Source organism: Flavobacterium sp. (assembly GCF_013823965.1).
Taxonomy (GTDB): Bacteria; Bacteroidota; Bacteroidia; order Flavobacteriales; family Flavobacteriaceae; genus Flavobacterium.
In genome coordinates this window covers 26,029-51,718 of the sequence record NZ_PNNA01000060.1, presented here as the reverse complement: position 1 = coordinate 51,718, position 25,690 = coordinate 26,029, and the positions used below count along the sequence as shown (strand labels likewise).

At 36.1% G+C, this 25,690-nt stretch carries 25 protein-coding genes and 1 tRNA gene; 14 read left to right on the top strand and 12 right to left on the bottom strand.

The window, feature by feature from the left end; genetic code table 11:
• Positions 1-84: 84 nt before the first annotated feature.
• Positions 85-567 (top strand): hypothetical protein, encoded by a 483-nt coding sequence (locus C0430_RS07200; protein ID WP_290867329.1) that lies wholly within the window; start codon positions 85-87, stop codon positions 565-567.
• An 8-nt stretch (positions 568-575) separates the two neighbouring features.
• Here the strand turns inward: C0430_RS07200 and C0430_RS07195 are convergent, their stop codons facing one another.
• The gene (locus C0430_RS07195) at positions 576-1,676 is read right to left on the bottom strand and encodes a glycosyltransferase (RefSeq protein ID WP_290867327.1); all 1,101 of its coding nucleotides are present in this window, start codon (positions 1,674-1,676) and stop codon (positions 576-578) included.
• A gap of 7 nt (positions 1,677-1,683) precedes the next feature.
• Complete coding sequence (locus C0430_RS07190; protein WP_290867321.1) at positions 1,684-2,655, bottom strand: hypothetical protein; 972 nt, start codon at positions 2,653-2,655, stop codon at positions 1,684-1,686.
• Positions 2,656-2,749: 94 nt separating this feature from the next.
• Here C0430_RS07190 and ruvC point away from each other — a divergent pair, with 94 nt between their 5' ends.
• The 8 genes from ruvC to C0430_RS07150 all read left to right on the top strand — a co-directional run bounded on the left by ruvC (position 2,750) and on the right by C0430_RS07150 (position 9,654).
• Complete coding sequence (ruvC, locus tag C0430_RS07185) at positions 2,750-3,304, top strand: crossover junction endodeoxyribonuclease RuvC (protein ID WP_290867319.1); 555 nt, start codon at positions 2,750-2,752, stop codon at positions 3,302-3,304.
• 47 nt (positions 3,305-3,351) lie between these two features.
• The gene (gene hemW, locus C0430_RS07180; RefSeq protein WP_290867317.1) at positions 3,352-4,485 is read left to right on the top strand and encodes a radical SAM family heme chaperone HemW; all 1,134 of its coding nucleotides are present in this window, start codon (positions 3,352-3,354) and stop codon (positions 4,483-4,485) included.
• A gap of 8 nt (positions 4,486-4,493) precedes the next feature.
• On the top strand, positions 4,494-4,865 hold the full coding sequence (locus C0430_RS07175) for an MmcQ/YjbR family DNA-binding protein (RefSeq protein ID WP_290867314.1): 372 nt from the start codon (positions 4,494-4,496) through the stop codon (positions 4,863-4,865).
• Positions 4,866-4,911: 46 nt separating this feature from the next.
• Positions 4,912-5,601 (top strand): PH domain-containing protein, encoded by a 690-nt coding sequence (locus C0430_RS07170; RefSeq protein ID WP_290867312.1) that lies wholly within the window; start codon positions 4,912-4,914, stop codon positions 5,599-5,601.
• 433 nt (positions 5,602-6,034) lie between these two features.
• Positions 6,035-7,390: an outer membrane protein transport protein gene (locus C0430_RS07165; protein ID WP_290867307.1), complete on the top strand. Its 1,356-nt coding sequence runs from the start codon at positions 6,035-6,037 to the stop codon at positions 7,388-7,390.
• 167 nt (positions 7,391-7,557) lie between these two features.
• Positions 7,558-8,793, top strand: a complete 1,236-nt coding sequence (locus C0430_RS07160; RefSeq protein WP_290867305.1) for an FAD-dependent oxidoreductase — start codon at positions 7,558-7,560, stop codon at positions 8,791-8,793.
• A gap of 30 nt (positions 8,794-8,823) precedes the next feature.
• Positions 8,824-9,135 carry a TusE/DsrC/DsvC family sulfur relay protein gene (locus C0430_RS07155; protein WP_290867303.1) on the top strand — a complete coding sequence of 104 codons (312 nt, stop codon included), beginning with the start codon at positions 8,824-8,826 and terminating at the stop codon, positions 9,133-9,135.
• Positions 9,136-9,150: 15 nt separating this feature from the next.
• Entirely contained in the window at positions 9,151-9,654 is a 504-nt protein-coding gene (locus C0430_RS07150; protein ID WP_290867301.1) for a DsrE/DsrF/DrsH-like family protein, read from the top strand.
• Positions 9,655-9,730: 76 nt separating this feature from the next.
• Here the strand turns inward: C0430_RS07150 and C0430_RS07145 are convergent, their stop codons facing one another.
• The 3 genes from C0430_RS07145 to C0430_RS07135 all read right to left on the bottom strand — a co-directional run bounded on the left by C0430_RS07145 (position 9,731) and on the right by C0430_RS07135 (position 13,042).
• A complete protein-coding gene (locus C0430_RS07145) occupies positions 9,731-10,831 on the bottom strand; it encodes a DUF4407 domain-containing protein (RefSeq protein ID WP_290867325.1) in 1,101 nt (366 codons plus the stop codon).
• A gap of 143 nt (positions 10,832-10,974) precedes the next feature.
• Positions 10,975-12,576, bottom strand: coding sequence for a phosphoenolpyruvate carboxykinase (ATP) (gene pckA, locus C0430_RS07140; protein WP_290867299.1), 1,602 nt, complete (start codon positions 12,574-12,576; stop codon positions 10,975-10,977).
• Between the two features lie 79 nt (positions 12,577-12,655).
• The gene (locus tag C0430_RS07135; RefSeq protein ID WP_290867296.1) at positions 12,656-13,042 is read right to left on the bottom strand and encodes a DUF423 domain-containing protein; all 387 of its coding nucleotides are present in this window, start codon (positions 13,040-13,042) and stop codon (positions 12,656-12,658) included.
• A gap of 162 nt (positions 13,043-13,204) precedes the next feature.
• On the opposite strand from C0430_RS07135, the gene C0430_RS07130 reads away from it, so the two are divergent.
• A complete protein-coding gene (locus C0430_RS07130; protein WP_290867294.1) occupies positions 13,205-14,563 on the top strand; it encodes a saccharopine dehydrogenase C-terminal domain-containing protein in 1,359 nt (452 codons plus the stop codon).
• A gap of 72 nt (positions 14,564-14,635) precedes the next feature.
• Here C0430_RS07130 and C0430_RS07125 read toward each other — a convergent pair whose 3' ends face one another.
• Positions 14,636-16,024 carry a dipeptidase gene (locus C0430_RS07125; RefSeq protein ID WP_290867292.1) on the bottom strand — a complete coding sequence of 463 codons (1,389 nt, stop codon included), beginning with the start codon at positions 16,022-16,024 and terminating at the stop codon, positions 14,636-14,638.
• A 108-nt stretch (positions 16,025-16,132) separates the two neighbouring features.
• On the opposite strand from C0430_RS07125, the gene C0430_RS07120 reads away from it, so the two are divergent.
• Positions 16,133-16,214, top strand: a tRNA-Leu gene (locus C0430_RS07120).
• Between the two features lie 85 nt (positions 16,215-16,299).
• On the opposite strand, the gene C0430_RS07115 is transcribed toward C0430_RS07120, so the two are convergent.
• Positions 16,300-16,656 (bottom strand): heavy metal-associated domain-containing protein, encoded by a 357-nt coding sequence (locus C0430_RS07115; RefSeq protein ID WP_366559315.1) that lies wholly within the window; start codon positions 16,654-16,656, stop codon positions 16,300-16,302.
• A 132-nt stretch (positions 16,657-16,788) separates the two neighbouring features.
• Between C0430_RS07115 and C0430_RS07110 the strand changes: the two genes are divergently transcribed.
• Entirely contained in the window at positions 16,789-17,655 is an 867-nt protein-coding gene (locus tag C0430_RS07110; protein ID WP_290867288.1) for a DMT family transporter, read from the top strand.
• A gap of 69 nt (positions 17,656-17,724) precedes the next feature.
• Here C0430_RS07110 and C0430_RS07105 read toward each other — a convergent pair whose 3' ends face one another.
• Complete coding sequence (locus tag C0430_RS07105; protein ID WP_290867287.1) at positions 17,725-19,773, bottom strand: pitrilysin family protein; 2,049 nt, start codon at positions 19,771-19,773, stop codon at positions 17,725-17,727.
• Positions 19,774-19,785: 12 nt separating this feature from the next.
• Positions 19,786-21,111, bottom strand: coding sequence for a pitrilysin family protein (locus C0430_RS07100; protein ID WP_290867285.1), 1,326 nt, complete (start codon positions 21,109-21,111; stop codon positions 19,786-19,788).
• Positions 21,112-21,380: 269 nt separating this feature from the next.
• On the opposite strand from C0430_RS07100, the gene rplU reads away from it, so the two are divergent.
• Both rplU and rpmA read left to right on the top strand, forming a co-directional pair.
• Positions 21,381-21,806 carry a 50S ribosomal protein L21 gene (rplU, locus tag C0430_RS07095; RefSeq protein ID WP_290867283.1) on the top strand — a complete coding sequence of 142 codons (426 nt, stop codon included), beginning with the start codon at positions 21,381-21,383 and terminating at the stop codon, positions 21,804-21,806.
• Positions 21,807-21,828: 22 nt separating this feature from the next.
• Entirely contained in the window at positions 21,829-22,095 is a 267-nt protein-coding gene (gene rpmA / locus C0430_RS07090; RefSeq protein WP_103806944.1) for a 50S ribosomal protein L27, read from the top strand.
• An 82-nt stretch (positions 22,096-22,177) separates the two neighbouring features.
• Here the strand turns inward: rpmA and C0430_RS07085 are convergent, their stop codons facing one another.
• The 3 genes from C0430_RS07085 to C0430_RS07075 all read right to left on the bottom strand — a co-directional run bounded on the left by C0430_RS07085 (position 22,178) and on the right by C0430_RS07075 (position 25,593).
• Complete coding sequence (locus tag C0430_RS07085; protein ID WP_290867279.1) at positions 22,178-23,788, bottom strand: HAMP domain-containing sensor histidine kinase; 1,611 nt, start codon at positions 23,786-23,788, stop codon at positions 22,178-22,180.
• A gap of 246 nt (positions 23,789-24,034) precedes the next feature.
• Entirely contained in the window at positions 24,035-24,946 is a 912-nt protein-coding gene (cysK, locus tag C0430_RS07080; RefSeq protein WP_290867277.1) for a cysteine synthase A, read from the bottom strand.
• Positions 24,947-25,116: 170 nt separating this feature from the next.
• Complete coding sequence (locus tag C0430_RS07075; protein WP_290867275.1) at positions 25,117-25,593, bottom strand: hypothetical protein; 477 nt, start codon at positions 25,591-25,593, stop codon at positions 25,117-25,119.
• Positions 25,594-25,690 lie beyond the last annotated feature (97 nt).

Below are 25,690 nucleotides of genomic sequence, written 5' to 3'. Positions count from 1 at the left end.
TCCATAAAGTATTTTTTAGTATTTTTGAAAATTAAAGCAGTACTTTTAAACAAAATTAAAACAGCATTTCTTTCGTTAACGAATATGAGGAAAATAATTCTAATAACACTTTTTTTGCCACTACTTTTTAGTTCCTGCCAGTACTTTGACAAGCAAGTGCCGTCAGAAAAAGAATTGTTACAGAAAGAATTGAAAGCCATCAACTGGAAAGAAGTCGACGAGTTTCCATCAGTCGCTGATTGCGAGAAAATCGAGAACAAAACCCAACGTCAGCAATGCTTTTTCGAATATATGACTCAGCTTATTCAGGAAAAATTAAGTGTTGACACCTTGTCGATTCTCTATCCTGAATTGGACACGATTGAAGTGAAAGTTACCATTTTTCCTAATGCCACGATGCAATTCGAACCCCAATTTCCCAAAGATTCTGTCGCTTACGACACCATAAAAATTGACAGTATTCTAAAATCCCGTTTGGTCGATTTTCCAAGAGTGAATCCAGCCATTAAACGCGGAATTCCAGTAAAAACACAATTTATCCTTCCCGTTATTCTCAAAGTAGAGTAATTCAAGGATTAAAACTGCCTCCCTTTCCATTCGTATTTTCCAAACACGGAATACAAAGCCACACTCACGCTAAAAAACGGATAAACCAAACTTCCCAAAATCAAATAGCGCATGCTGTTTTTATTCAAGAAAAGATTTGCTTTATAAATCAAAACCGCATCAACAACGAATTTCAAAAAGAATATCAAAATTATGTTTAGAAATGGCGTAAGACCCAAAACCCAAAACCCAAAACCCAAAATCCAAGCCAAATTTCCGCCAAAAACCACCAAACCCAAACCTTTTCCAAAATTGCTTTGATACGAACCCGTTTTTGAAGCCCAACGCACTCTTTGGTAAAACAAGGATTTCCAATCATCCAAAGGTTTTGTGAGGACAACGTTGTTTTCGGATTTTAAATAATGAACTTTATCAGGGAATCTTGCAATCGCTTTTTGCAACAAAAAAACATCGTCACCGCTCGCAATTTCATCATTTCCTTCAAAACCATTCAGTTCTTGAAAAAACGATTTGGTGTAAGCAAAGTTGGCTCCATTGCACATAAAACCTTTTCTCAAACCAAAACTTCCAATAGTTGCTCCTTGCAAACTGGCCAAATCCAATTGCTGAAAATGATGCAAAAAGGAATTTTTGCAATCATAAGAAACCGCTCCGGCAATCATCGAAACATCGTGAAGTTGAATGTAATTGTCCAATGCCGAAAGCCAGTTTTCATTAACGACACAATCCGCATCAGTCGTGATAATCCAATCGTTTTTTACGACTTGAATTGCCGTTGAAATCGCATCTTTTTTGGGCGAATTCGAAACACGAATATTATTTATCATTTGAACATTGAACACTGAAAACTGAAAACTGAACACTTCCTCCGATTCATCATCAACCAGAATCACTTCAAACAAATCAGCAGGATAATTCAATTTTGAAAAACTATTTAAAAGGATTGGCAAATTTTCAGCTTCGTTGCGAAAAGGAACGACAATCGAGAATTTGTTTTTTGGCTTTTGCCCAAGATAATCGAAAGAATTGACTTTGGTAAATCCATAAATCAAGGCGATTATCGCCAAGCAATAAATGAACAGGATTATATATAAAACAATTGTAATCATCATTTTATTAAGTTTCGTCTCCCTCTCCTTCGGAGAGGGTCGGGGTGAGGATTTTATAATTCATCACGTAATAACTACCAATTATAACTGGCAAAACCACATTCAGAAACCACATCAAGGTGCTTATAAAAACTACAATCCATTCGTTTACGCCAAGAATTCCAAAGAAATGAACGGCAACACTTCCTTTTACGGCAAAGTCCAAAAACTGGAAAGTAGGCAAGGAAGAGGCCAAAAAGTAAACGCTTGCAATGGTTGTCATTAAGGTAAAATAAGGTAAATCAACATCGAAAGCCAAGAACAAAAAATAATATTGGTGCGAAAAAACCAAGTAACGGCAAATGGCCAAAAAAATATTTTTTTGGTGAATGGACTTTGGGATTTCGTTGATTTTGTGAATCATTCTTTCGATAGAATAACCTTTGATGTTTATTTTCTTCGAAAAAAATAAAATTCCAAACAACAAAAAACAAATTCCAAATAGAATTAAAACTGTTTTTGAAGTGATGATATTGTAATTGGCATTGAAATACAATAAACCAAATATTCCAAAAACTATCGACAAAATCATCTGGATTCCGTTGCAAATCAAGTTCAAAAACACGATTTTTTTGGCTTTCGATTTTTCAAAAAACAATGCTTTTCCGGCATATTCGCCCACGCCGTTTGGAGTAAATAATCCGGCAGTCAGCGCGCCAAGAACTTGCTTGGTTGCTTCCGACAAAGAAATTTTATGGAGATAAAGAACCAAATTCTGCCATTTCAGGATTTCGAAAAACCGATTCAAAACGCTCAACAACAAGATAAAACTGATTCCCGCAACCGATTGGTTTTTTTGGAACAAAATGATAAACTTTTCCCAATCCAGTTTGTCGTTATTGGCCAGTTGACTGTAAATAAAATAAAAGGCACCACCAACAATCAAAAGTTTGATTAGAAGTACGAGGAATTGTTTAGCTTTGTGAGGAATTGAAATCATTGGTGCAAAGTAACAAAACTTTAAACTTTGAACCTAACCCGAGGCGCAGCCGAATTGTATGGAGCGTAGCGGAATAAAACTTTAAATAAATCTTTTGGCAAACGAACGCATCATATTAGGAATCGACCCCGGAACCACGATTATGGGTTTTGGATTGATAAAAGTCGTCAACAAGAAAATGGAATTTTTGCAGCTCAATGAATTGCAATTGTCCAAATACGACAATCATTACCAGAAACTAAAAATCATTTTCGAACGCACCATCGAACTCATCGACACCCACAATCCAGACGAAATTGCGATTGAAGCGCCATTCTTTGGCAAGAACGTACAATCGATGTTGAAACTCGGAAGAGCGCAAGGCGTGGCAATGGCTGCGGGACTTTCGAGAGATATTCCCATTACCGAATACGAACCCAAAAAAATAAAAATGGCCATTACCGGCAACGGAAACGCCAGCAAGGAACAGGTTGCCAAAATGCTCCAACAACTTTTAGGCCTGAAACAATTACCCAAAAATCTGGATTCCACCGATGGATTGGCGGCTGCGGTTTGTCATTTTTTCAATTCCGGAAAAGTAATTGGCGAAAAAAGTTATAGTGGTTGGGATGCTTTTGTGAAGAATAATGAAGAACGAATAAAAAAGTGATCAATATTCAGTTTGCAAACTGACCACTGACCACTGACCACAAATTTATGAGCGGAATCTACATCCATATCCCTTTTTGCAAGCAGGCTTGCCATTATTGTGACTTTCATTTTTCGACTTCGATGAAGAAGAAAGACGAGATGGTTTTGGCTTTGGCCAAAGAAATTGTAATGCGTAAAAGAGAGTTTAAAGATGAGGTTGTTGAAACGATTTATTTTGGTGGAGGAACACCTTCTACATTGCAGATTTCTGATTGCAGATTTCTGATTGATGAAGTGTATAAAAATTATAAAGTTGTTGAAAACCCAGAAATAACCCTCGAAGCCAATCCCGATGATCTGTCGGAAGACTATTTAATCGAACTTTCAAAAATTGGAATCAATCGCCTTTCTATTGGGATTCAATCTTTTTTTGAAGAGGATTTGGTGATGATGAATCGTGCTCACAATTCGGGCGAAGCCAAAAAATGTCTGGAATTGGCAACAAAATATTTCGACAATATTTCCCTGGATTTAATTTATGGAATTCCGGGGATGAGTAACGAAAAGTGGCAACAAAACATCGAAACGGCTTTGAGTTTCGGGATTTCGCATATATCGAGTTATGCCTTGACAGTCGAACCCAAAACGGCTTTGAACAAACTCATTCAAACCGGAAAAATTGCCCAACCCAAAGACGAAGTTGCCGAAGCGCATTTCCAGATTTTGGTCGAAACGCTCGAAAAAAATGGTTTTGTTCATTATGAATTGTCAAATTTTGGAAAGGAGAATTATTTTTCAAAGAATAATTCTGCTTATTGGTTGGGCAAAAAATACGTCGGGATTGGTCCATCGGCACACAGTTATGACGGAATTTCCCGAAGTTGGAATGTTTCGAACAATTCCATTTATTTGAAATCATTGGAGGAAAATAAATTGCCAAACGATATTGAAATTTTATCTAAAACCGACCGTTATAACGAATATATTATGACGGGTTTGCGAACCATTTGGGGCGTTTCATTGGATAGAATTGAGAAAGAATTTGGAAACGAATATTTAGATTATTTGCAAAAGCAGGCACAAAAATTCATGAGAGATGAGCTGCTTTTTGTTGAAAACAACATTTTGAAAACCACCCAAAAAGGGAAATTCTTGACGGATGGAATCGCCAGTGATTTGTTTTTTATAAACTCAAAATAATTTTAGAAATGCATCTAGAAACCTACTATGAATATTGCTTGTCCAAGAAAGGCGTCACCGAACATTTTCCGTTTGACAAAGATACTTTAGTGTTTAAGGTGGGCGGGAAAATGTTTGCTTTGTCTTCTTTAAATCAATGGGAAAAAGGAGAGCCATCAGTAAATTTGAAATGCAATCCGGATTATGCCCAGGAATTGCGAGCCTTATATGACGACATTCAGCCAGCGTTTCACATGAGCAAAGTGCATTGGAACACTATTGCCATAAACAACGATGTTTCGGATAAATTGGTAAAGGAATTGATTGACGATTCCTATGAATTGGTTTTCAAAAGTTTAACAAAAAATACACAAAATGAAATCCTTGAATTAGAAAAATAGACATTACTTTTGTCAAATATTTCAGAACACTTTCAAATAAAACACCATGATTGAGAATATAAAAAAATTCCTGAACGAAGAGCAAGATCCAAAAGCCATCGAGAAAATCACTTCAAAATTGAATGATTTGTTGATGAAAAACGAAGAAATTGGTTATATCGCCGTTCAAAAAAAACCAGCCATTACCGTTTTTCCAGATAGTATTGTGGTCACCAATAAAAGAATTATCATCTGCCAGCCCAAAAATATGGGTCTTTCGATGAATTTCACTGATTTTGCTTGGGACGAAATAGAAGGAACTTTTATGAAAGAAAATATTTTGGGTTCGGAATTTTCGTTTTCTACTAAAACACAAATGCAAGTTTCCATCGATTACATTCCGAAAACCCAGGCCAGAAAGATTTCTACTTATGCCAAGGAACAATTGGATTTGTTGAAAAATCCTGTTGCTACCGAAGAAGTGAAAACCCAAATCCCGGAATTTATTCCAGAAGAAATTGTGGAAGAAGTAGAAACGGAAGAAGTTACAAATTTTGCCGAAATTTTGCCGTCAGTTTCTAATTATGCGGAACCAATTGTGGAAAATACAGCCACTTCAACAGAAAAATTGTCGAGCGAATTGACACAAGACGAACTTTTTGCGAAGCTTCAAAACTATAAAAAACTCTTGGACAACGGATTGATTTTGCAAGGCGAATACGACGCTTTCAAAAAAGAGATTTTGAGCATGATGTAGCAATTGTTTTAGAATTCCATAAAAAAACCCGACAAATTAATCATTTGTCGGGTTTTTTTAGTGATAAATTTTAGGTGTAAAATTTTCAATTACCTGATTTTTATCATATAAAAATATAATTATTTTGACTATTTAAAAGAGGACATTTTTGTGTAATTTACAGTAAATCAAATAGTTGACATCAACAAGGATTCTTTCCTTTATGTAACAATTGTTACATAAGCACTTTTTTTTATAAAGTACATTTAATGTGCAAAATCAACACATCAAGTTATGACAAAACCGGAAGTAATTTACTTCAGAAAGTCAGATCTATTCAATTCAAACCTTATTATTTTAAAGTTTAGTACTTCTTGTTGCAGTAATGACAAGTATGGAATAAACATAAGGTCATTCTCTAATTAATTTAAACTTTTATAAATACTTCACTATCATGAAAAAAATTATTTTGCAATTTGGTTTTTTGTTCTTTTCGACTTTTGCTTTTTCGCAAGCAGGTCATATTATGCAAGGAGTTGGGGCTTTTAATATGTCAATGGGAGGCGCTTCAACGGCACAACCTCTCGATATATCAGGGGCATTGCAATGGAATCCGGCATCAATTTCAGCTTTTAATGACAAAATAATTAAGTTTGACATTGGGTTATTTTACTCTTCGCCTGAATTGAGTTCAAGTTTACCGGCCGGAATGATGGGGCCAGGTTCTCCTGCAGTGTCTGGAGTCACTAAAGATGACAGAGGGGTTTCTCCAATGCCTGCATTAGCGATGGTTTGGGGCAAAGAAGGAAGTAAACACACTTTTGGAGTTTCTGCTTTTGGTATTAGTGGATTTGGAGTGACATTTCCTGAAGAAGCAAATAATCCTTTGAGTTCCAGTTTTGACCCTTCATTAAATTCTAATCCCGTAAATTATCCTCAACAAGCAGGAGGTTTTGGTCGTGTAGAATCAGATTATATGTTGATGCAAATAGGATTAACATGGGCTTATGAAATAACCGATAAACTCTCTGTGGGTGTTGAACCAACGTTTAATTATGGGACTTTAGAGCTAATGCCAAATCCAACTGCAAATCCATCGGCAGCGGGTTATCCATCTACTAACAAAGCTTCAACTACTGGTTTTGGTGCTCAACTTGGTTTATTCTTTGATTCAAAAACGGGATTCAAAGCGGGAGTTTCGTACAAAACAACCCAAGATTTAAGTGATTTAAAATTCGAAAACACCTATTTAGACAATACTACAGGAAACAATGAATTCGATATGGATTATCCAGCCATTCTTTCATTTGGATTGGGATATTCTAAAAGTGATTTTGATATCGCATTAGATTATAGAATGGTGGATTATAAAAACACGAACGGATTTTCAGAAACAGGATGGACTCCAACAGCTTCCGTGAAAGGTTTTGGATGGGATAATGTTTCCATTTTTTCGGCAGGAGTTCAATATAAAGGATTCGAAAAATTTCCTTTAAGACTTGGATATACGTATAGTTCAAATCCTATTAGTTATGATGCAGCATTTTTTAATATTCCAGCTACTGCAATTATCGCAAATGCTTTTCAATTTGGTTTTAGTTATAAAGCTGGCAAAAATATTTGTCTTGATGCAGTTTATCACCATGGAGCAAGTGACGGAAAGACTTTTGGTCAGATACTCAATCCAATGATGGCTTCACCTTCAAATCCTAATGGTGCCATACCAGCATCTTATGTGGCTTATGATATGACAACTGACTTGATAATGATAGGAGTTTCATATAAGTTTAATGCAAAACAAGCTAATTAGGAAATTTTGATTGTAAAACGATGTGGATTTATGTTGTGGATTTATTAAATATATTATCCAGATAATAAAAGCTTTATTATTCATTTTGTGCAACAATTGTTACACAAAACTTATAAATTCAATTGTAATTTTAACATAGAAAATAAGGCAATGTAATTTATAATAATATGAAAAACTTAGTGATACTTGGTGCTGGAACGGCCGGAACAATGATGGCAAGCCACCTAAAGAAAGAATTAAATAAATCAGATTGGGAAATCACGATTGTAGATCAATACAAAACCCATTATTACCAGCCGGGATTTTTATTTTTACCTTTTGATACTTATAAACCGGAAGACGTTAAAAAATCTATCGATGAATTTATTCCGAAAGGAGTGAAATTGATCCGGGAAAAAATAGATGTAATTAACAAAGATTCTGACACGGTAGTTTTAGAAGGCGGTAAAAAATTAAAATACGACATTTTAATCATTGCAACAGGAACAAAAACCGCTCCGGGAGAAGTTGAAGGAATGTTAGGAGATTATTGGTACAAATCAATTTTTGATTTTTATACTTATGAAGGAGCCTTGGCATTGAGAGATAAACTTAGAGTATGGAAAGGTGGAAAATTAGTGGTGCATATCACGGAAATGCCCATTAAATGTCCCGTTGCACCTTTAGAATTTGCGTTTCTTGCAGATTCATTCTTCCTTAAAAAAGGAATGCGTGATAAAGTTGAAATCACTTATGTAACACCTCTTTCCGGTGCATTTACAAAAGAAAAATGCACAACTGCTTTGACGTATTTGCTAAAAGAGAAAAACATCAAAATTGTACCGGACTTTGCCGTAGAACACATTGATGGCGAGAAAGGTGTAATTGTGGATTATGGAGGAGATGAAGTGCCGTTTGATTTATTGGTGACCATTCCGACAAATATGGGAGATGAACTAATGCTTCGTTCAGGTTTTGGAGATGACCTAAACTACGTTCCCACGAATAAAAACACATTGCAAACTACAGTTAAAGAAAATATTTTTGCAATAGGTGATTGTACTAATGTTCCAGCTTCAAAAGCGGGTTCTGTTGCGCACTTTCAAGCAGAAATTTTAACAGAAAACATTCTGAGATACATTGAAGGAAAAGAATTAAATCCTGATTTTGACGGCCATGCCAATTGTTTTATCGAAACAGGTCACGGAAAAGCACTTTTAATAGACTTCAACTACGACTACGAACCGGTTAAAGGCAAGTTCCCTTTTGCAGGAATTGGTCCTTTAAGCTTGCTTACTGAATCTCGATTGAACCATTGGGGTAAGTTAGCTTTTAGATGGATTTATTGGAATATGCTCTTGCCAGCCAGAAAATTACCGTTCGTAACACCAAAAATGAGCAAAGCAGGAAAGAATTTTAACTAAAAATAATGTTTAATATAAAATAATTTAAAGATGGAAAAAGTATATGCAGGAAAAACTGTTAGTGTTGACAATAATGGTTATTTAACAGATTTATCCCAATGGAATAAAGAAATTGCAATTGAAATTGGAAAAGAAGAGGGAATAAATGAAGTAACCGACAAACATTTTGAAGTGCTGGCTTATTTACAAGACCAGCAAAGAAAAGATGTCGCTTTAACTATAAGAGGAGTTGGAAAAAGTGGAGTAGTCGATATCAAGCAATTATACGATTTGTTTCCGAAAGGACCTTTAAAAATTTCAAGTAAAATGGCCGGAATCCCTAGACCAAAAAGTTGTATATAATTTAAAATTTTTAAAATGGAAATAAAAGAAAAAAAACCTTTAGAAAAAGTTTGTATAATATGTGCTAAAGGGAATTTAGAAGACGTATATGCTTCGTTGGTCATGGCAAATGGAGCCGTAATGGAAGGCATCGAAACCAATCTATTTTTCACATTCTTTGGTCTTGAAGGAATCACTAAAAAATCAATGAATCATCTCCATACAGCAACTACAGGTAACCCCGCTATGAAAATGCCCGGAGGATTGCCTTTTCCAACAATGCTTGGTGGACTTCCCGGAGTGGAATCTGCAGTTTCCAGTATGATGAGAAAACAAATGGATGAATTGGGAATGCCTCCTGTTGATGAGTTTTTAGAAATGATTACGGCTGGACGCGGAAATATTTATGCATGTAAACTTGCTGTTGATATGTTTAAATTGACAAAAGCTGATTTATCGGATGAGGTTAAAGACATTATCACAATTGGAGAATTCTATGAATTATGTGACGGGGACAGAACCCAAATCATTTTCACCTAGTTTATTAATGTTACAATAATAAAAAGGCAATGGTTAATCGTTAACCATTGCCTTTTTTAATTTTTCTAGAACAAAATCACATTGTTTTCTTCTGTTTTTCAACAAAATTATGCGCTTGAAGTTCTAGTAATTCGGTTGCTTTTTGACGTTGTAAATCATATAATTTCTTGTCTTGGGCAATGTCGTCATACACTTTGTCGTGCATTGTTGCGCTTGTTTTCACCAATAAATCACGTTGGTATTTGTCTTGGGTCAAAGTAGCTTTCAATGCCGTTTCCAAATCTTCCAGTTTGTAATCGTATTCCCCTTTTGGAGACAGTAATTTGGCGATTATTGGCGAGGTTTCGATGGCCAAAAACAACAACATTATAAACAAGGAAGGAATCAACGGCAATTTGTTCAACGCATTAATTCGCGCCATCAAACCATCGAAACCCTCGATTATGGGTTGTGTTTCGGTTACTTTTTTGTCTAAATCGGCTTGTAGTGTTATTGCTTTTTTGTCATTGATTGCAATTTTGGCCAAATTAGTTTTTCTGATGGAATCCAATTCAGCGGAAGCCAAATTATGTTTGGCAATTTTCTCCTTGAAAACGGGCCCTTTCCCTAATTTCATCGTGCCTTTTGTTCCTTCGGCTTCGGTAATGTAGGTTTCGTACAATGCGTTAACTTCTTTTTCTTTTTTGCTGATTTCTGCTTTAAGATTATTGGTTTCTAATTTATTTTTCTCCAAATCCGATTTGAAATAATTGGCCACTTCTTTCTTGTTGTTCAAGGCCATTGCATTTTTTTCTTTCAATAAAACGGTATTGATTTCCTTTTCGAAAATTTTAATTTCCAATGGTTTCGAAATCACGATGGCAATAATTATCGCCAAAATAATTCGTGGACTTGCTTGCAAAAATTCGCTTTTGAATTGGTCTCTTTTTCGAATGGTGGAAACAATGAATCTGTCCAAATTGAAAATGAGCAATCCCCAAACGATTCCAAATCCCATGGCAATAATTGGATTGTCAAAAACCGTGAAAAGGGCATAGGAACTGGCAATGAAAGCCATAACGGCAGTGAAGAAAACCGTGGCGCCAATACCAACATATTTGGTTTGTTCGCCTTCGGAGCAACCTTCCAGCAAGGATTTGTCGGCTCCAGAGCAGAGGATAAAAAATTGTTTTAACATGATTGATTTTGATTTGATTTGATTGATGTTGATTAGTACCTGTTTAACGCCAAATGTTACCGATTGTTGTAAATAGTTGTTCTGGTTTTGCATAAAAAAAGCTGTTCATCATGAACAGCTTTTTTGTCTTGAATTAAAATTAACTAAACCAGCGGAGCTCCTTCCATAATTTCGGCATTGGCAAATTCTTCAAATTTGGTAAAATTCGACTTGAACATTTGGGCTAATTCTACCGCTTTTTTATCATATAAATTGGGATCTTCCCATGTGTTTCTTGGATTCAATATTTCACTTGGTACATTTGGACACGATTGTGGTATTGCAATTCCGAATACTTTGTGGTTCTCATACGACACTTCGTTTAATTCGCCATTTAATGCTGCGGTAATCATCGCGCGTGTAAATTTCAACTTCATTCTACTTCCCACTCCGTAAGGGCCTCCAGTCCAACCTGTATTGATAAGCCAAACTTTTACGTTGGCATCTTTCATTTTTTTGCTCAACATTTCAGCATATTTTGTTGGATGCAAAGGCATAAACGGGGCGCCAAAACAAGTGGAGAAATTGGGTTGTGGTTCTGTGATTCCAGCTTCGGTTCCGGCCACTTTTGCCGTATAACCAGAAATAAAATAGTAAGCGGCTTGTCCAGGAGAAAGCATCGAAATTGGAGGCAAAATACCGTAAGCATCTGCTGTCAAAAAGAAAATATTTTTTGGGTTTTTACCGATGGAACCCGGTTGAATGTTTTCAATATGATAAATTGGGTAGCTAACTCTGGTGTTCTCGGTTATGGTGACATCTTCAAAATCGACTTCGTTTGTTCCTGATTTGATGACCACATTTTCTAGAATAGATCCTTTTTTTATGGCTTTAAAAATATCGGGTTCATTCTCCTCCGAAAGATTGATGACTTTAGCATAGCAACCTCCTTCAAAATTGAAGACCGTATTTTCATTTGTCCAACCGTGCTCGTCGTCGCCAATAAGTTTTCGAGCTGGATCGGCTGATAGCGTGGTTTTTCCTGTTCCCGACAATCCAAAGAAAATGGCCGTATCACCCTCTTTTCCAACATTGGCACTACAATGCATGGGTAAAGTATTTTTGAAAACTGGTAAAATGAAATTCAAAGCCGAAAAAATTCCTTTTTTCATCTCTCCAGTATATCCCGTTCCTCCTATTAAAACTATTTTTTTGGTGAAATCCAGAATGGCAAAGTTGCTTTGACGCGTTCCATCAACTTCTGGAACCGCCGTAAAACTTGGCACGCAAAGTAACGTCCACTCAGGAGTGAAATTCTCCAGTTCCTTCATTTCAGGTCTCAAAAACATGTTGTAGCAAAACAAGTTTGCCCAAGGTGTTTCGGTAATCACCCTTATATTCAACCTGTAATTTGGATCCGAACACACGTAAGCGTCTCTGACAAAAATTTCTTTGTGGGATAAATGGGCGGTTACTTTATTGTATAATGCTTCAAATGCTTCTGGTTCGAAAGGGATATTCACATTTCCCCACCAAACTTTGTTTTTGGTGATATTGTCTTTTACAATAAATCGGTCTTTGGGTGAGCGACCTGTAAATTCTCCTGTGTTGACAGCCAATGATTCTGTTGAAACTTCAATTCCTTGTCCATATTGGACTGTTAGGTCGTGTAATTTTTCTGGAGTTAATTGATACTGAATAGTAGCGTTTTCGATTCCTAGATTTTTTAACGAAATCGATTTCGTAAACAAGGCGTAGTTGTCCATAAATTGGTGTGTTGTGTGGTTAAATTTATGCGCGCAAAAGTAGAAATTATTTTTCAGTTAGAATTTTTTTATCCCAACTTTATGATTTTTTCTTTATGAAATTAAAAAATAAAACGCACCAGCCCAGTATTAATAGGAGTCCGCCGATGGGAGTTATAAATCCAATTATTTTGAAGTCAAACGAAGTAAGGCTGTTTGTTGCCAATAAATAAATGGATCCCGAAAAGAATAATACACCCAAAAGCACCAAATTATAGATGGTTTTCTTCGCCTTTAGGGAGAGTTCATTTAGCGTTCCAATGAATACTAAAAACAAGGCATGATACATTTGATATTTCACTCCGGTTTCGAATGTCGAAAGCTCTTCGATGGATAAAACTTTTTTTAAGGTGTGTGCTCCAAATGCTCCTAAAATGATGGCAGTCATTCCTAAAATTGCTCCTGTTGAAATTATTTTCTTGTCCATTTTTTGTTTTTTTACCATACAAAAGTATTTATTTCTGGTCAAATTGGAAGTGTTTTTGGCGAACATTTTTTTCGCTTTTATTTTACACATTTTCATTTTTAATCCTTCAGTATGTGTTACAAATTCAACAATTATATATATTTGTGTTATATTTATGTAATTATGAGAACGATTTTAATCATTGGAGCAGGAAGATCTGCTTCGTCACTTATACACTATCTTTTAAACAAATCAGCAGTTGAGAACCTGCATTTAATTATTGGTGATCTATCATTGGCTTCAGCCCAAACCAAAACAAATAATCATCCTAATGCAACTGCGATTGCTTTGGATGTTTTTGACCAAAATCAAAGAAAAAATGCCATTCAAAAAGCGGATATAGTGATTTCGATGTTGCCGGCGCATCTTCATATCGAAGTTGCCAGGGATTGCATTGTATATAAAAAACACATGGTAACGGCTTCTTACGTAAGCGATGCGATGCAAGAATTGGACGCTTTGGCCAAGGAAAACAATTTGATTTTTATGAATGAAATTGGACTTGATCCCGGAATCGACCACATGAGTGCAATGAAAGTAATCAATGAAATCAGGGCAAAAGACGGAAAAATGCTTTTATTCGAATCTTTTTGTGGCGGATTGGTTGCTCCAGAATCGGATACCAATTTGTGGAATTATAAATTTACTTGGGCGCCACGAAACGTGGTGCTGGCTGGTCAAGGTGGTGCGGCAAAATTTATTCAGGAAGGAACGTATAAATATATTCCGTATTGGAATTTATTCCGCAGAACCGAATTTCTGGAAGTGGAAGGTTATGGCCGTTTTGAAGCGTATTCGAACCGGGATTCTTTAAAATATTTAGATGTTTATGGACTGAATGATGTGTTGACTTTATATAGAGGAACGATTCGCAGAGTGGGATTTTCCAAAGCATGGAATATGTTTGTACAGCTCGGAATGACCGATGACAGCTACATTATGGAAGATTCCGAGAATATGAGTTACCGAGATTTCGTGAATTCCTTCTTGCCGTATCATCCCACGGATTCTGTTGAAATCAAGATGCGTTTGATTTTAAAAATTGATCAAGATGATATTATGTGGGACAAATTGCTGGAATTGGATTTGTTCAACAGAAACAAAAAAGTAGGTTTGAAAAAGGCGACACCAGCCCAAATTCTAGAAAAAATCCTTACCGACAGTTGGACATTGCAACCCAAAGAAAAAGACATGATTGTGATGTATCACAAATTTGGGTATGAAATAAATGGTAAAAAAGAACAAATCGATTCCAAAATGGTTTGTCTTGGCGAAGATCAAACTTATACTGCAATGGCAAAAACCGTTGGTTTGCCTGTAGCGATGGCGACTTTATTAATCTTAAACGGGAAAATTAAAACGCCAGGAGTTCAATTACCAATTCGGGAAGAAGTGTATTTGCCTATTTTGAAAGAATTAGAAGAATATGGAGTTGTTTTCAAGGAACAAACAGTGCCTTATTTGGGGTATAATCCGGAATAAATTTAATTTTAGTTTTTTTGTTAAAAAAATCCGCTTTTCCTTTTGTTGTCAGGAGAAGCGGATTGTGATTTTTTATTTACTCAACTCCACAAAATACTTGTAAAACAACGGAATCGTTTCAATTCCTTTCAAGTAATTAAAAATCCCGAAATGTTCGTTTGGCGAGTGAATAGCATCGCTGTCCAATCCAAATCCCATCAAGATAGTTTTGCTTTTTAGTTCTTTTTCGAACAAGGCAACAATGGGAATGCTTCCGCCGGAACGCACTGGAATTGCTGGAATTCCAAAAGTTTCGGTGTAGGCTTTGTTGGCGGCTTTGTAGCCAATGCTGTCCGTTGGTGTCACATAACCTTGTCCGCCGTGATGCGGTTTTACTTTCACTTTTACTCCGGCTGGAGCAATGCTGGTGAAATGTTTGGTAAACAATTCGGTGATTTCCTCCCAATCTTGATTTGGAACCAATCGCATCGAAATTTTGGCGAAAGCCTGACTTGCAATAACGGTTTTGGCACCTTCGCCAGTATATCCGCCCCAAATTCCGTTTACGTCAAGTGTTGGTCTAATGGAATTTCTTTCATTTGTAGAATATCCTTTTTCGCCGTAAATATTATTTAAGTCCAATGCTTTTTTGTAATTATCTAGATTGAAAGGTGCTTTGGCCATTTCGGCTCTTTCTTCGAGAGACAATTCTTGCACTTTGTCATAAAAACCAGGAATGGTAACATGATTGTTTTCGTCGTGAAGCGATGCAATCATTTTTGCCAAAACGTTGATTGGATTGGCAACAGCTCCACCATATAATCCGGAATGCAAATCGCGATTTGGCCCAGTAACTTCCACTTCAACGTAACTTAAACCACGCAATCCAGTAGTAATTGATGGTTGCTGATTGGAAATCATTCCGGTATCCGAAATTAAAATTACGTCATTTTTTAGTTTTTCTTGGTTGCGTTCCACGAACCATCCCAAACTTTTGGAACCGATTTCCTCTTCGCCTTCAATCATGAATTTCACGTTGCAAGGTAAAGTGTTGGATTGCATCATGTATTCCAATGCTTTTACGTGCATGTACATTTGGCCTTTGTCGTCACATGAACCTCTAGCAAAAATGGCTCCTTCAGGATGAATTTCGGTTTTTTTGATAACGGGTTCGAATGGGGGAGAAGTCCATAATTCGACAGGATCGGCCGGTTGCACGTCATAATGTCCATAAACAAGCACGGTTGGTAAATGTTTGTCGATTGTTTTTTCGCCATAAACAATAGGGTTTCCCGGCGTGTCGCAAATTTCCACAAAATCGCAACCTGCTTTTTCCAGACTTGCTTTTACGGCATTGGCGGTTTTGATAATGTCTTGATGGTAAGCAGGATCGGCGCTTACGGAAGGTATTTTCAACAGTTCGATTAATTCGGTTATGAAACGGTCTTTGTGCTGTTGAACGTATGCTTTTATGGTTTCCATATTTTGTTAAATTTTAATACTTTCAAAAGTACAAAAAAGAGGTTGAATATTTTTGAATAATTTCCTTTGAAAGTAAGAAGATATGTTTATATTTGCACTCACAATTTTGCGGGTATGGTGAAATTGGTAGACATGCCAGACTTAGGATCTGGTGCCGCAAGGCGTGTAGGTTCGAGTCCTATTACCCGCACAAAAAAAGCTTCTCAATTTGGGAAGCTTTTTTTTGTGACATAAGTCTAGAACTTTTTTTGTAAATAATAAAAAAGTTCAAATAATTAAGACTTCATATTTGAAACTTTATATGTTTTTCCGTCTCCGGTTGCCTCAACCACTTTACTGATGTTTTCGGTTTTTAAGATGGTTTTGTCAAAAGAGATGGTGGCAGATTTTTTTTCGAAATCTATCGTTGCTTTTTGAACGCCGTCGAGTCCATTCAATTCTTTTTCTATAGTTTTGGCGCAACCAATTTCACAGGTCATTCCTTCGATGGAGAAACTCGCCGTTTGCAGATTTTCGGCGGCAATTTCTTTTTTTACTTTTGGAGTATTATTTTCTGTTGCGGCATCTGATACAGCGTCAGCAGTTTTTTCTTTACAACCCACAAATAAAAGGCTTGCAAGTGTTATTGTCAATATTGATTTTAAAAAATACATGTTCATTTGGGTTTTAAAAGATTAATTATCTTGTTGTTGAAGACAAAATTAACTAAAAAAAACACGGTTAATTCATAAAATAATTACAATTTTGAGCCAAAATTTATTTTTATGGATTCGAAACAATTAAAATGGGTTTATTTGTTGGCACTTGCCTTTATTTGGGGTAGTTCATTTATCCTCATAAAGAAAGGTTTGGTCGGTTTGACGCCAATGCAACTTGGGTCGCTTAGAATCTTGTTTGCTGCCATTTTTCTGTTGATGATAGGGTTCAAAAGCTTGGTCAAAATTCATCATGTTAAATGGAAATACATTGCTTTGACGGCAACTTTGGGCACATTCGTTCCAGCCTTTCTTTTTGCGTTGGCACAAACCCAAATTGACAGTACGGTAAGTTCGATACTTAATTCTTTGACACCTTTAAACACATTGATTTTTGGTGTTTTTGGTTTTGGACTAACTTTCAGGAGACCTCAAGTTTTTGGTGTTGTTATTGGATTAGTAGGGACTTTTTTATTAATAATAAATGGAGCCATCCATCATCCGGAACAAAATTATTATTATGCAATATTGGTGATAATAGCCTCGGTTTGCTATGCAATTAATGTCAATTTAATCAAAAAATATTTATCGGATTTGAGTCCGTTGAGTATTACGACGGGGAATTTTTTGGTGCTGCTTTTACCGGCGCTAGTTGTTTTATTTTTCTCTGGTTTTTTTGATGTAATTCAAGTCGAAAGCGTCCAACATTCAATGATATTTATCTTGATTTTGGGAATGGTGGGAACCGGAATTGCCAACATCATTTTCTTTAAGACCATTCAAATCTCCTCTCCGGTGTTTGCCACTTCGGTTACGTATTTAATTCCTGTTGTGGCCTTTGGTTGGGGATTGTTTGATAATGAAATGTTAACGCCAATCCAGTTTTTTGGCGCTTTTATTATTTTGTTTGGAGTTTATTTGTCGGCCAAGAAATAGTGTTTAAAGTTCTATAAAACAACAAAGGCTGCCCTTTTGGACAGCCTTTGAAAATTTATTCTAGATTTTTTATTGGAAATCAGCGTCAGAAACACCTTCGTTGATTTTTACTTCGGACATTTTTATATCCAATTCGAAACCTACATTTTGAATAATGTTGAAAGGTATTTTCACGCCTTTCACTTCTCTGTAATCTCCGTAAGTGGTGGTTTGTGTCATCGTTTTTCCACCTTGTTCCATTGTTTTTGTATCGGCTACTTTTAGGCCTGTTTTTGTGTCATAGAACAAAGTGGTTTTTCCGTTTTGCAATGCATAAGCATCATTTCCGTTGATGGATTCAATTCCGGTAAGCACAAGTCCTTCTTTCTTGGCCAATTTCAATTCTTCAAAAGGAATGGCGCTGGCTTTCATTTCGGCTAAATCGTTGCCTTCAATGTTTTTTCTTTGTCCTTGTTGCAAGAGATAAGCGCTTTTTTCGTTGACTACTTGTTTCATCAAGCTCATTGGTCCCATGGCTATTTCAACCATTAATTTTCCTTTGGCGTCAATTTTATTGGTAAAAGTCAATGGTGATGGAGCTTGCGGAATTGTAGTTGATCCAATCATTGCAATAGTTTTTACGTTATTCAACGCTTTTTCGCCACCAATTGCCTTGATGTAATTATCCAAAACAATTTTGGCAGTTACGCCAGCTGGAACTTCTTTTTTGAGAACGGGTTTTGCTGTAGGATTGCCATATTTGTCAAAATATAATATTGGGATTTTTAGACTTTCCAATCCTGGAATCACGTCTGCTCCTTTTCCGGCAATTACAATTCTGGTGTTGTCAACAAGGAAGTATTTATTGGCGGCAAGCTGTACTTGTTCAGGAGTTACGGCGTTGATGCTTTTGATGTAATTTTCATAAAAATCTTCAGGAAGATTTTCTGTCTCGATTCTCAAAGCATATCTGGCTACGGCTTGAGGTTGTTGCACCTGCATTACGAATTTTCCAATGAAAGAGGCTTTTACGTTGTTAAGTAATGCTTCGCTTACTTTTTCGGTTCGAATTCTTTTAATTTCCTTGATAAATTCAACCACTGCACTATCAGTAACCACGTTTCTTACCGCCGATGCGGATCTTAGTTTCGACACATATTTGTCTGCACCAATAGTGGCATTGGCACCGTAAGTCCATCCATGTGCTTCTCTTAAATTCATGTTCAAATAGCTGTTGAAGTCACCGCCCAAAATGTGGGTTGCTATTACTGCCGGGAAAAAATCAGGGTCGCTCATTTTTAAATTCACCGTATTGACCAATGCAATTTCAGATTGTACTGCATTTGGCATATCCACAAAATTGATTTGGGTAAAGTCAACATTTTTTGGATCGGCATAAGTCAATTTTGGAGTGCTTCTTTTTTCCCATTTGCCAAATAATTTTTCGACAACTGGTTTGATTTTCTTGTATTTTACATCGCCAATGATTACTAAATACGCATTTTCGGGCACAAAATAGTTTTTATAATTGGTTTCAACATCGGCTAGTGTCACGTTATTCAACGTTTCTTCGGTTACAAATTCACCTGAAGGATGATTTTTTCCGAAGGCTAAAGCATCAGCAACTCGGCCAGCTATTGCCGGAACACTTTTTTCTTCGGCCTTAAGACCTTCGATCATTTTGGCTTTTTCTTTGTCGAATTCTGCTTGGGTGAAGTTAGGGTTCAATGCGCCGTCGGCCATCAATTCCAATATTCGGTTGGCATATTTAGAAAGGGAACTGGCATAAGCTCCGCTAGAACTAAAGTTGACATTGGCCCCAAAAAAATCTATCTCTTCGTTAAAAACATCTTTTGTTATTTTTTTAGACCCATTTCCTATTAAACTGCTGCCCAATTCGTCAATACCTTTTTTGTTTCCTTCCGCAAAAGGGGCGTTATCTAGGGTAAGGTTATAAGTTACTCGTGGTAATTTGTGATTTTCGACAATCATCACCTTTAGACCATTTGCCAAAACAAATGTTTGGGGTTTCTTGATGTTTACCACTGGTGCTTTTCCAGGCTTGGGTTGTGGACGGTCTTGTGCTTGCATAATTCCGGTTAAGAACAAAATGAATAGTACTATACTTATTTTTTTCATGATTTCGATGTCTTAGTTTTGAGCTTGTTCAGTTGATGGAACGTAATCCAGGATCAATCTTTGATTCGGGTTTAAGTATTTTTTTGCCACGTCTCTAATTTCTTCACGTGTGATAGAATGGTATAAATCAATCTCGGAATTAATTAAATTAACATCTCCATAAAGCATGTGGAATTTTGCCAAGTTTTCGGCAATTCCTTCAACTCCGGCATTTGCATTTACAAATTGATTGTCAAAAGTGTTCTGTAATTTTTGATAATCTTTTTCGGAAATCAAATCGGTTTGAATTTTCAAGACTTCTTCGTCAATTTCTTTCAACAAATCGGTCATGGTGATTTTTTCCATAGGTAATCCATATATGATGTACATTCCATAGTCTTCTTGACTAAATCCAACAGCTCCAATTTGTAATGCCATTTTTTTCTGGTCTACTATTTTTTTATACAATTTTGAACTTTTTCCGTCACTTAAATAGGAGGAAATCAAGTTCAAAACTCTAGCATCTCTAGTTTTCATCGAAGGGGTTCTGTAAGAAGCCACCAACATTGGAATCTGGATATTTGGATCTTGGTAAGTCGCTTTTATGGTTTGGGTAATGGGTTCTTCGGTAAAAGTTTGTCTTGTAAAGTCTTCGCCTCTTGGGATTGTGCCAAAATATTTTTTGATCCATTCTTTGGTTTGTGCAATGTCGATTTGACCCGCAACAACCAAAACGGAATTGTTTGGTGTATAGAATTTTTTGTTGAAAGCTTGAAATTCTTCTAAAGTGGCTGCGTCTAAATGTTTCATCGAACCAATGGTGTTCCAGCGATAAGGATGATTTTTGAACATGTTTTCTTTTACAACCGTAAGAATGTTGCCGTAAGGACGGTTGTCAAAACTGGTTCTTTTTTCTTCTTTGACAACTTCATTTTGTGTGTCAACACCAATTTGGTTGATTACAGGATGCATCATTCTTTCGGATTCCATCCAAAGTCCGAGTTCCAGGTTATTTGATGGAAAAACTTCGTAATAATACGTTCGGTCATCAGTGGTGTTGGCATTGTTTACGCCTCCATTGGAAGAGACTATTTTCATCCATTCCCCGCGCTTGATGTTTTCGGTTCCTTCAAATAACAAATGTTCAAAAAAGTGTGCAAAACCGGTTCTTTCGGGGTTTTCGTCTTTGGCACCCACATGGTACATTACCGATGTTACAACCACTGGGGCAGAGGGATCGTTGTGCAAAATAACATGCATTCCGTTATCTAAATCGTATTCTTCAAAATCCACTTTTTGTGCCGAGGCTATTCCTCCAAGCAAAAGTGCAGCACTTAACGCCATTATTGATTTTTTCATAAGGATTAATAATTTTATTATTTACAGTTGGTAATCAAACCGTTGTTATTGTTACATCAAAAATAACTTTATTTTAATAAACGATGACAAATTTTTCCTACTTTGTGTAAAAGTTAACAATTGTTGTAGAAAAAAAGACTCAAGAATCATTGCGAAAGCCTTTAAAAACAAGTCTTTGACTGAAGAAACTATTTTTTTGCGGGAACTAATTGCAGGATAAATATTTAATTGTATATTTGCAACCTTAAAAATTTATAAAACAATTTGTTATGTATGCAATCGTAGAGATAGCAGGGCAACAGTTTAAAGTTAGCAAAGACCTAAAGGTTTACGTTCACCGTTTGGCAAATGAAGAAGGAACTAAAGTTTCTTTTGACAAAGTTTATTTGTTAGACGACAACGGTACAATCACGATAGGCGCCCCAGCTATAGAAGGTGCTTCAGTAGAAGCCAAAGTGTTACAACACTTAAAAGGAGATAAAGTAATCGTTTTCAAAAAGAAAAGAAGAAAAGGTTATAAAAAGAGAAACGGACACCGTCAGTATCTTACTCAAATTGTAATCGAAGGTATTACAGCATCAGCTCCTAAAAAAGCCGCTGCCAAAAAAGAAACTGTTGAAGTGGCAACTGAAGAAGTAGCAGCTCCAAAAGTAAAAAAAGCTCCAAAAGCTAAAAAAGAAGAGACACAAGAATAATAACAAAATAAACTAATACGTCATGGCTCACAAGAAAGGTGTCGGTAGTTCCAAGAATGGTAGAGAATCAGAATCAAAACGTTTAGGCGTTAAGATTTTTGGTGGACAAGCTGCCATTGCAGGGAACATCATCGTTAGACAAAGAGGTTCAAAACATAATCCAGGTGAAAACGTTTACATTAGTAAAGATCACACTTTACATGCAAAAGTGGATGGAGTTGTTCAGTTCCAAAAGAAAAGAGATAATAAATCATACGTTTCTATACTTCCATTCGAAGTTGAAGCATAATCGATTTTCTCAATAATTAAAAAAACCCGTTTCGTGAGAAACGGGTTTTTTTGTGTTATTTTTTTGTTTGGGATTTGATTTTTTAATCTGCTGGTCTATTGTTGTAAAAAATGATTTTAAAGGTTGTGCCTTTGTTTACTTCACTGGTTACAGTTATTTCTCCTCCCATTGTTTCAACCTGTGTTTTGGTTAAAAAAAGTCCGACACCTTTTGCATCCGGGTGTTCGTGAAAAGTTTTATGCAATCCAAATAATCGAGATCCGTTTTTAGAAAGATCAATTCCTAGACCGTTGTCGCTTACCGTGAGCTCTATATTTTCATTGATATATTTTGTTGCAAAGTGAATGGTGGGTTTTTGGTCCGGATTATGGTATTTTAAGGAATTACTTAGTAAGTTTTGCATAATGCTCTCAAGATAAGTTGAAGAGTATTCTATTACTGGAGCTTGAGAAAAATCCCCCGTTACATCGGCTTTTAGTCTTAAAATATCACCTTGAAAAGTTTCCTTGATTTTAGAAAAAACGGTTTCAAAAATAATTTCCTCTCTATTTCTCTTTGATTCGTGTTTTATGGAAACCACTTCCAGCAATTCATTGAGGGTGCTTCCAATATTGTTGACCGTTTTTTCAAACATCTCCATTAAATCATTTTTGACTTCCAGGTCTTTTTCTTCTTTGTAAATGTTTAGAAGCGAATTCAAATTACTTACAGGACCCCGAAGATTGTGGGAAATAATGTGTGCAAAATCTTCTAATTGTTTGTTTTGATTGGTTAGGTAAATAGTGCGGTCAATTACAATTTTTTCAAGATTTTTATTGGTTTTTATTATTTTGTTTTCGGCTTGAATTCTTTTGATGTCTATTCGGTTGAGTTGTCGTGAAGTCGAGGCAATAAAAAACAACGTCACAATGATAAATGAAGTGCCAAAAAGCGCTATTCCAAAATCTTCCGATATCATGTGATGTCTTAGTATGAATAATTCCAATAAAGTAAGCAGGAGAATGGTGATTGCCATTTTTGGAAAAAGCTTTCGAGCCACTAGATTTCCAATTTTTGTTCCTGTGAATATTCCGGTAATTCCCTTGTTTTTTTGAATGAAAGAAGAGGCAACTGAGAGCACAAAAAAAGCGAATGCAGTATGAAAGGCTATATCGGTAAGAAATGCAAGTTTGTAAAATGCGGCCACAGAAAACAAATAACCCAATAGCGCAATGAATGAAATCAGTGTAATGAGGTGAAGGCTGTATTGGCCTATTTTTTTTAAATGAGAATTTGGTGACGTAATGCACAATAATGCACAGCTGTACAAACTGAAACAGAAAGCTGTAGTTGGCGAAGGACGACCCGGATAAGGCAATCCATTTTTGATGGCATCATAATCAGTGATCAATAATTGGTCTATTCCCAAGTTGTAGCCAAAAATGTTTTGCGAAAAAGTAGCGATTCCAAAGACTAAAAGAAAAAATGATATAAAACGACAAACGGTATTCCATCTACCCATTGTCAAGCATGTGAAAATCGCTCCGGAAAGCAAGAAACAAATGGCGGTGTTTATTTTCATTGAGATAAAGCCGGGAATGATTGTTCTCAACACACTGACATCAAACAGCCATCCAGCTATTACAGTTATTGCCAAAAGAATAATAAATATACTAACTGAAGTATGAGACGAAAATTTGTAATTAATAGTCATTATTCTAATGAGAGGTTTTTAGTAGGCAAGGTTTTAAATCCAGTAATTTGTATGATGAAATACAATACAATAGTTGTTATATGTAAATATGGTGAAATTGGGCAAATTAAACAAGTGTAAAGTTGTTTTTTTCTTAAATAGAAAAAGGGATGGCTACTTTATGGTTTTGGTCTAAAAAAAGCTCCCAGGACAATGAATTGCTGGGAGTTTTGAAGAATTAAATCTGTGTTAGAAATAATTTCAGGATTAATATAAACCTTCGATTGATAAATATCTCTCTCCTGTATCATAATTAAAAGTGAGTACAACCGCTCCATCTTGAATTGTTTCTAATTTTTTGGCTACAGCCGCCAAGGATGCGCCAGTAGAAATCCCCACAAGAATTCCTTCTTGTTTGGCAATTTTTCGAGCAAATTCAAACGATTCGTCTTTGCCGACTTGAATTACTTCGTCAATTAAATCCCTGGAGAAAATAGTAGGAATAAATCCGGCTCCAATGCCTTGCAAAGGATGTGGGCCAGGAGTTCCACCGCTTAATACGGGTGATAATTCTGGTTCCACTGCGATTACTTTCAAGTTGGGGAATTTAGCTTTCAAAACTTTGGCAACGCCAGTAATGTGTCCGCCGGTTCCAACACCCGTGATGACATAATCCAATCCATCGGGAAAATCTGCAAGAATTTCTTGAGCGGTAGTTTTTTCGTGAACTGCGACATTGGCTGGATTGTCAAATTGTTTGGGAGACCAGGCATTTGGTGTTTCCAGGACTAATTCGGCTGCTTTTTCAATGGCACCTTTCATTCCTTTTTCGCGCGGTGTAAGAACAAATTCAGCACCGTAAATTTCCATTAATTTTCTGCGTTCCACACTCATGGAATCAGGCATTACCAAAATAACTTTGTAACCTTTCACCGCAGCTACCAGAGCTAAACCAATTCCCGTGTTTCCTGAAGTTGGCTCAATAATGACGCTGTTGGCATTCAATAATCCTTTGCTCTCGGCATCTTCTATCATCGCTAGTGCAATTCTGTCTTTGATGCTGTTTCCCGGATTTGATCTTTCTAATTTAATCCAAACTTCTTTGCTGTTTCCAAACAATTTGTTGATTTGAACCACGGGTGTTTTTCCAATGGTTTCCAGAATGCTTTTTGCCTTCATACTTGTTCTATTCTAAGTTCGATGTGTTTTTTAAGTGATGCTAATTTACGTAAAAATATAAAACGGATTGAATTGGCATAGAAACAAAAAACTCCTAGGCTTTTGGGAGGCTAGGAGTTTTGGAGTTTTATGGAATTTGGTAGCCTTTGAAGGGCAAGTTTGCAATACTGTTAGTAATCTTCTTCTTTTTTTAGTTTAGCTGCTTCTATAGCTTTTTCCATGTTTTCTACTTTTTTTGACTTTGAATCTACCTCCGTTTTTAATTTATTTAGTTTATCCTGAGATTTAGCTATTTGCTTTTTAGATTTTTCAATTTTTTTTTGATGATAGGCATTATTGTCGGTTTCTGGAGTGTTTTCAAGATTCTTTAGATTTTCTTTTTCTTTTTTTAAATCAGCTTCTTTTGCCCACGCTTTTTTTGCTATTTTTATTAGTTTGCGTTCTTCTATTGCTAATTTAGCTTGTGCATTTTCAGCGCGACTTCGATAAAGAGGTTTAACAGTTGGCGTTTGTGGAAGTTCTGGTCGTTTATTTCCCCATAGATTAAACAACGGATCTTGCATTTGTGGTTTTGGCGGATTAAAATTTTGTGCATCCACAAAAAGGGGCAATATCATTATTATCATTATAATCAGGCGTGTTCTCATAATTTGGTTTTCTAGAATACACTTCAAAAGTATGAAAATATCTGATTAATTTTAAGGTTTTGATCACTGTAGCGTGAGGGATAGCAGTGGAAATCCT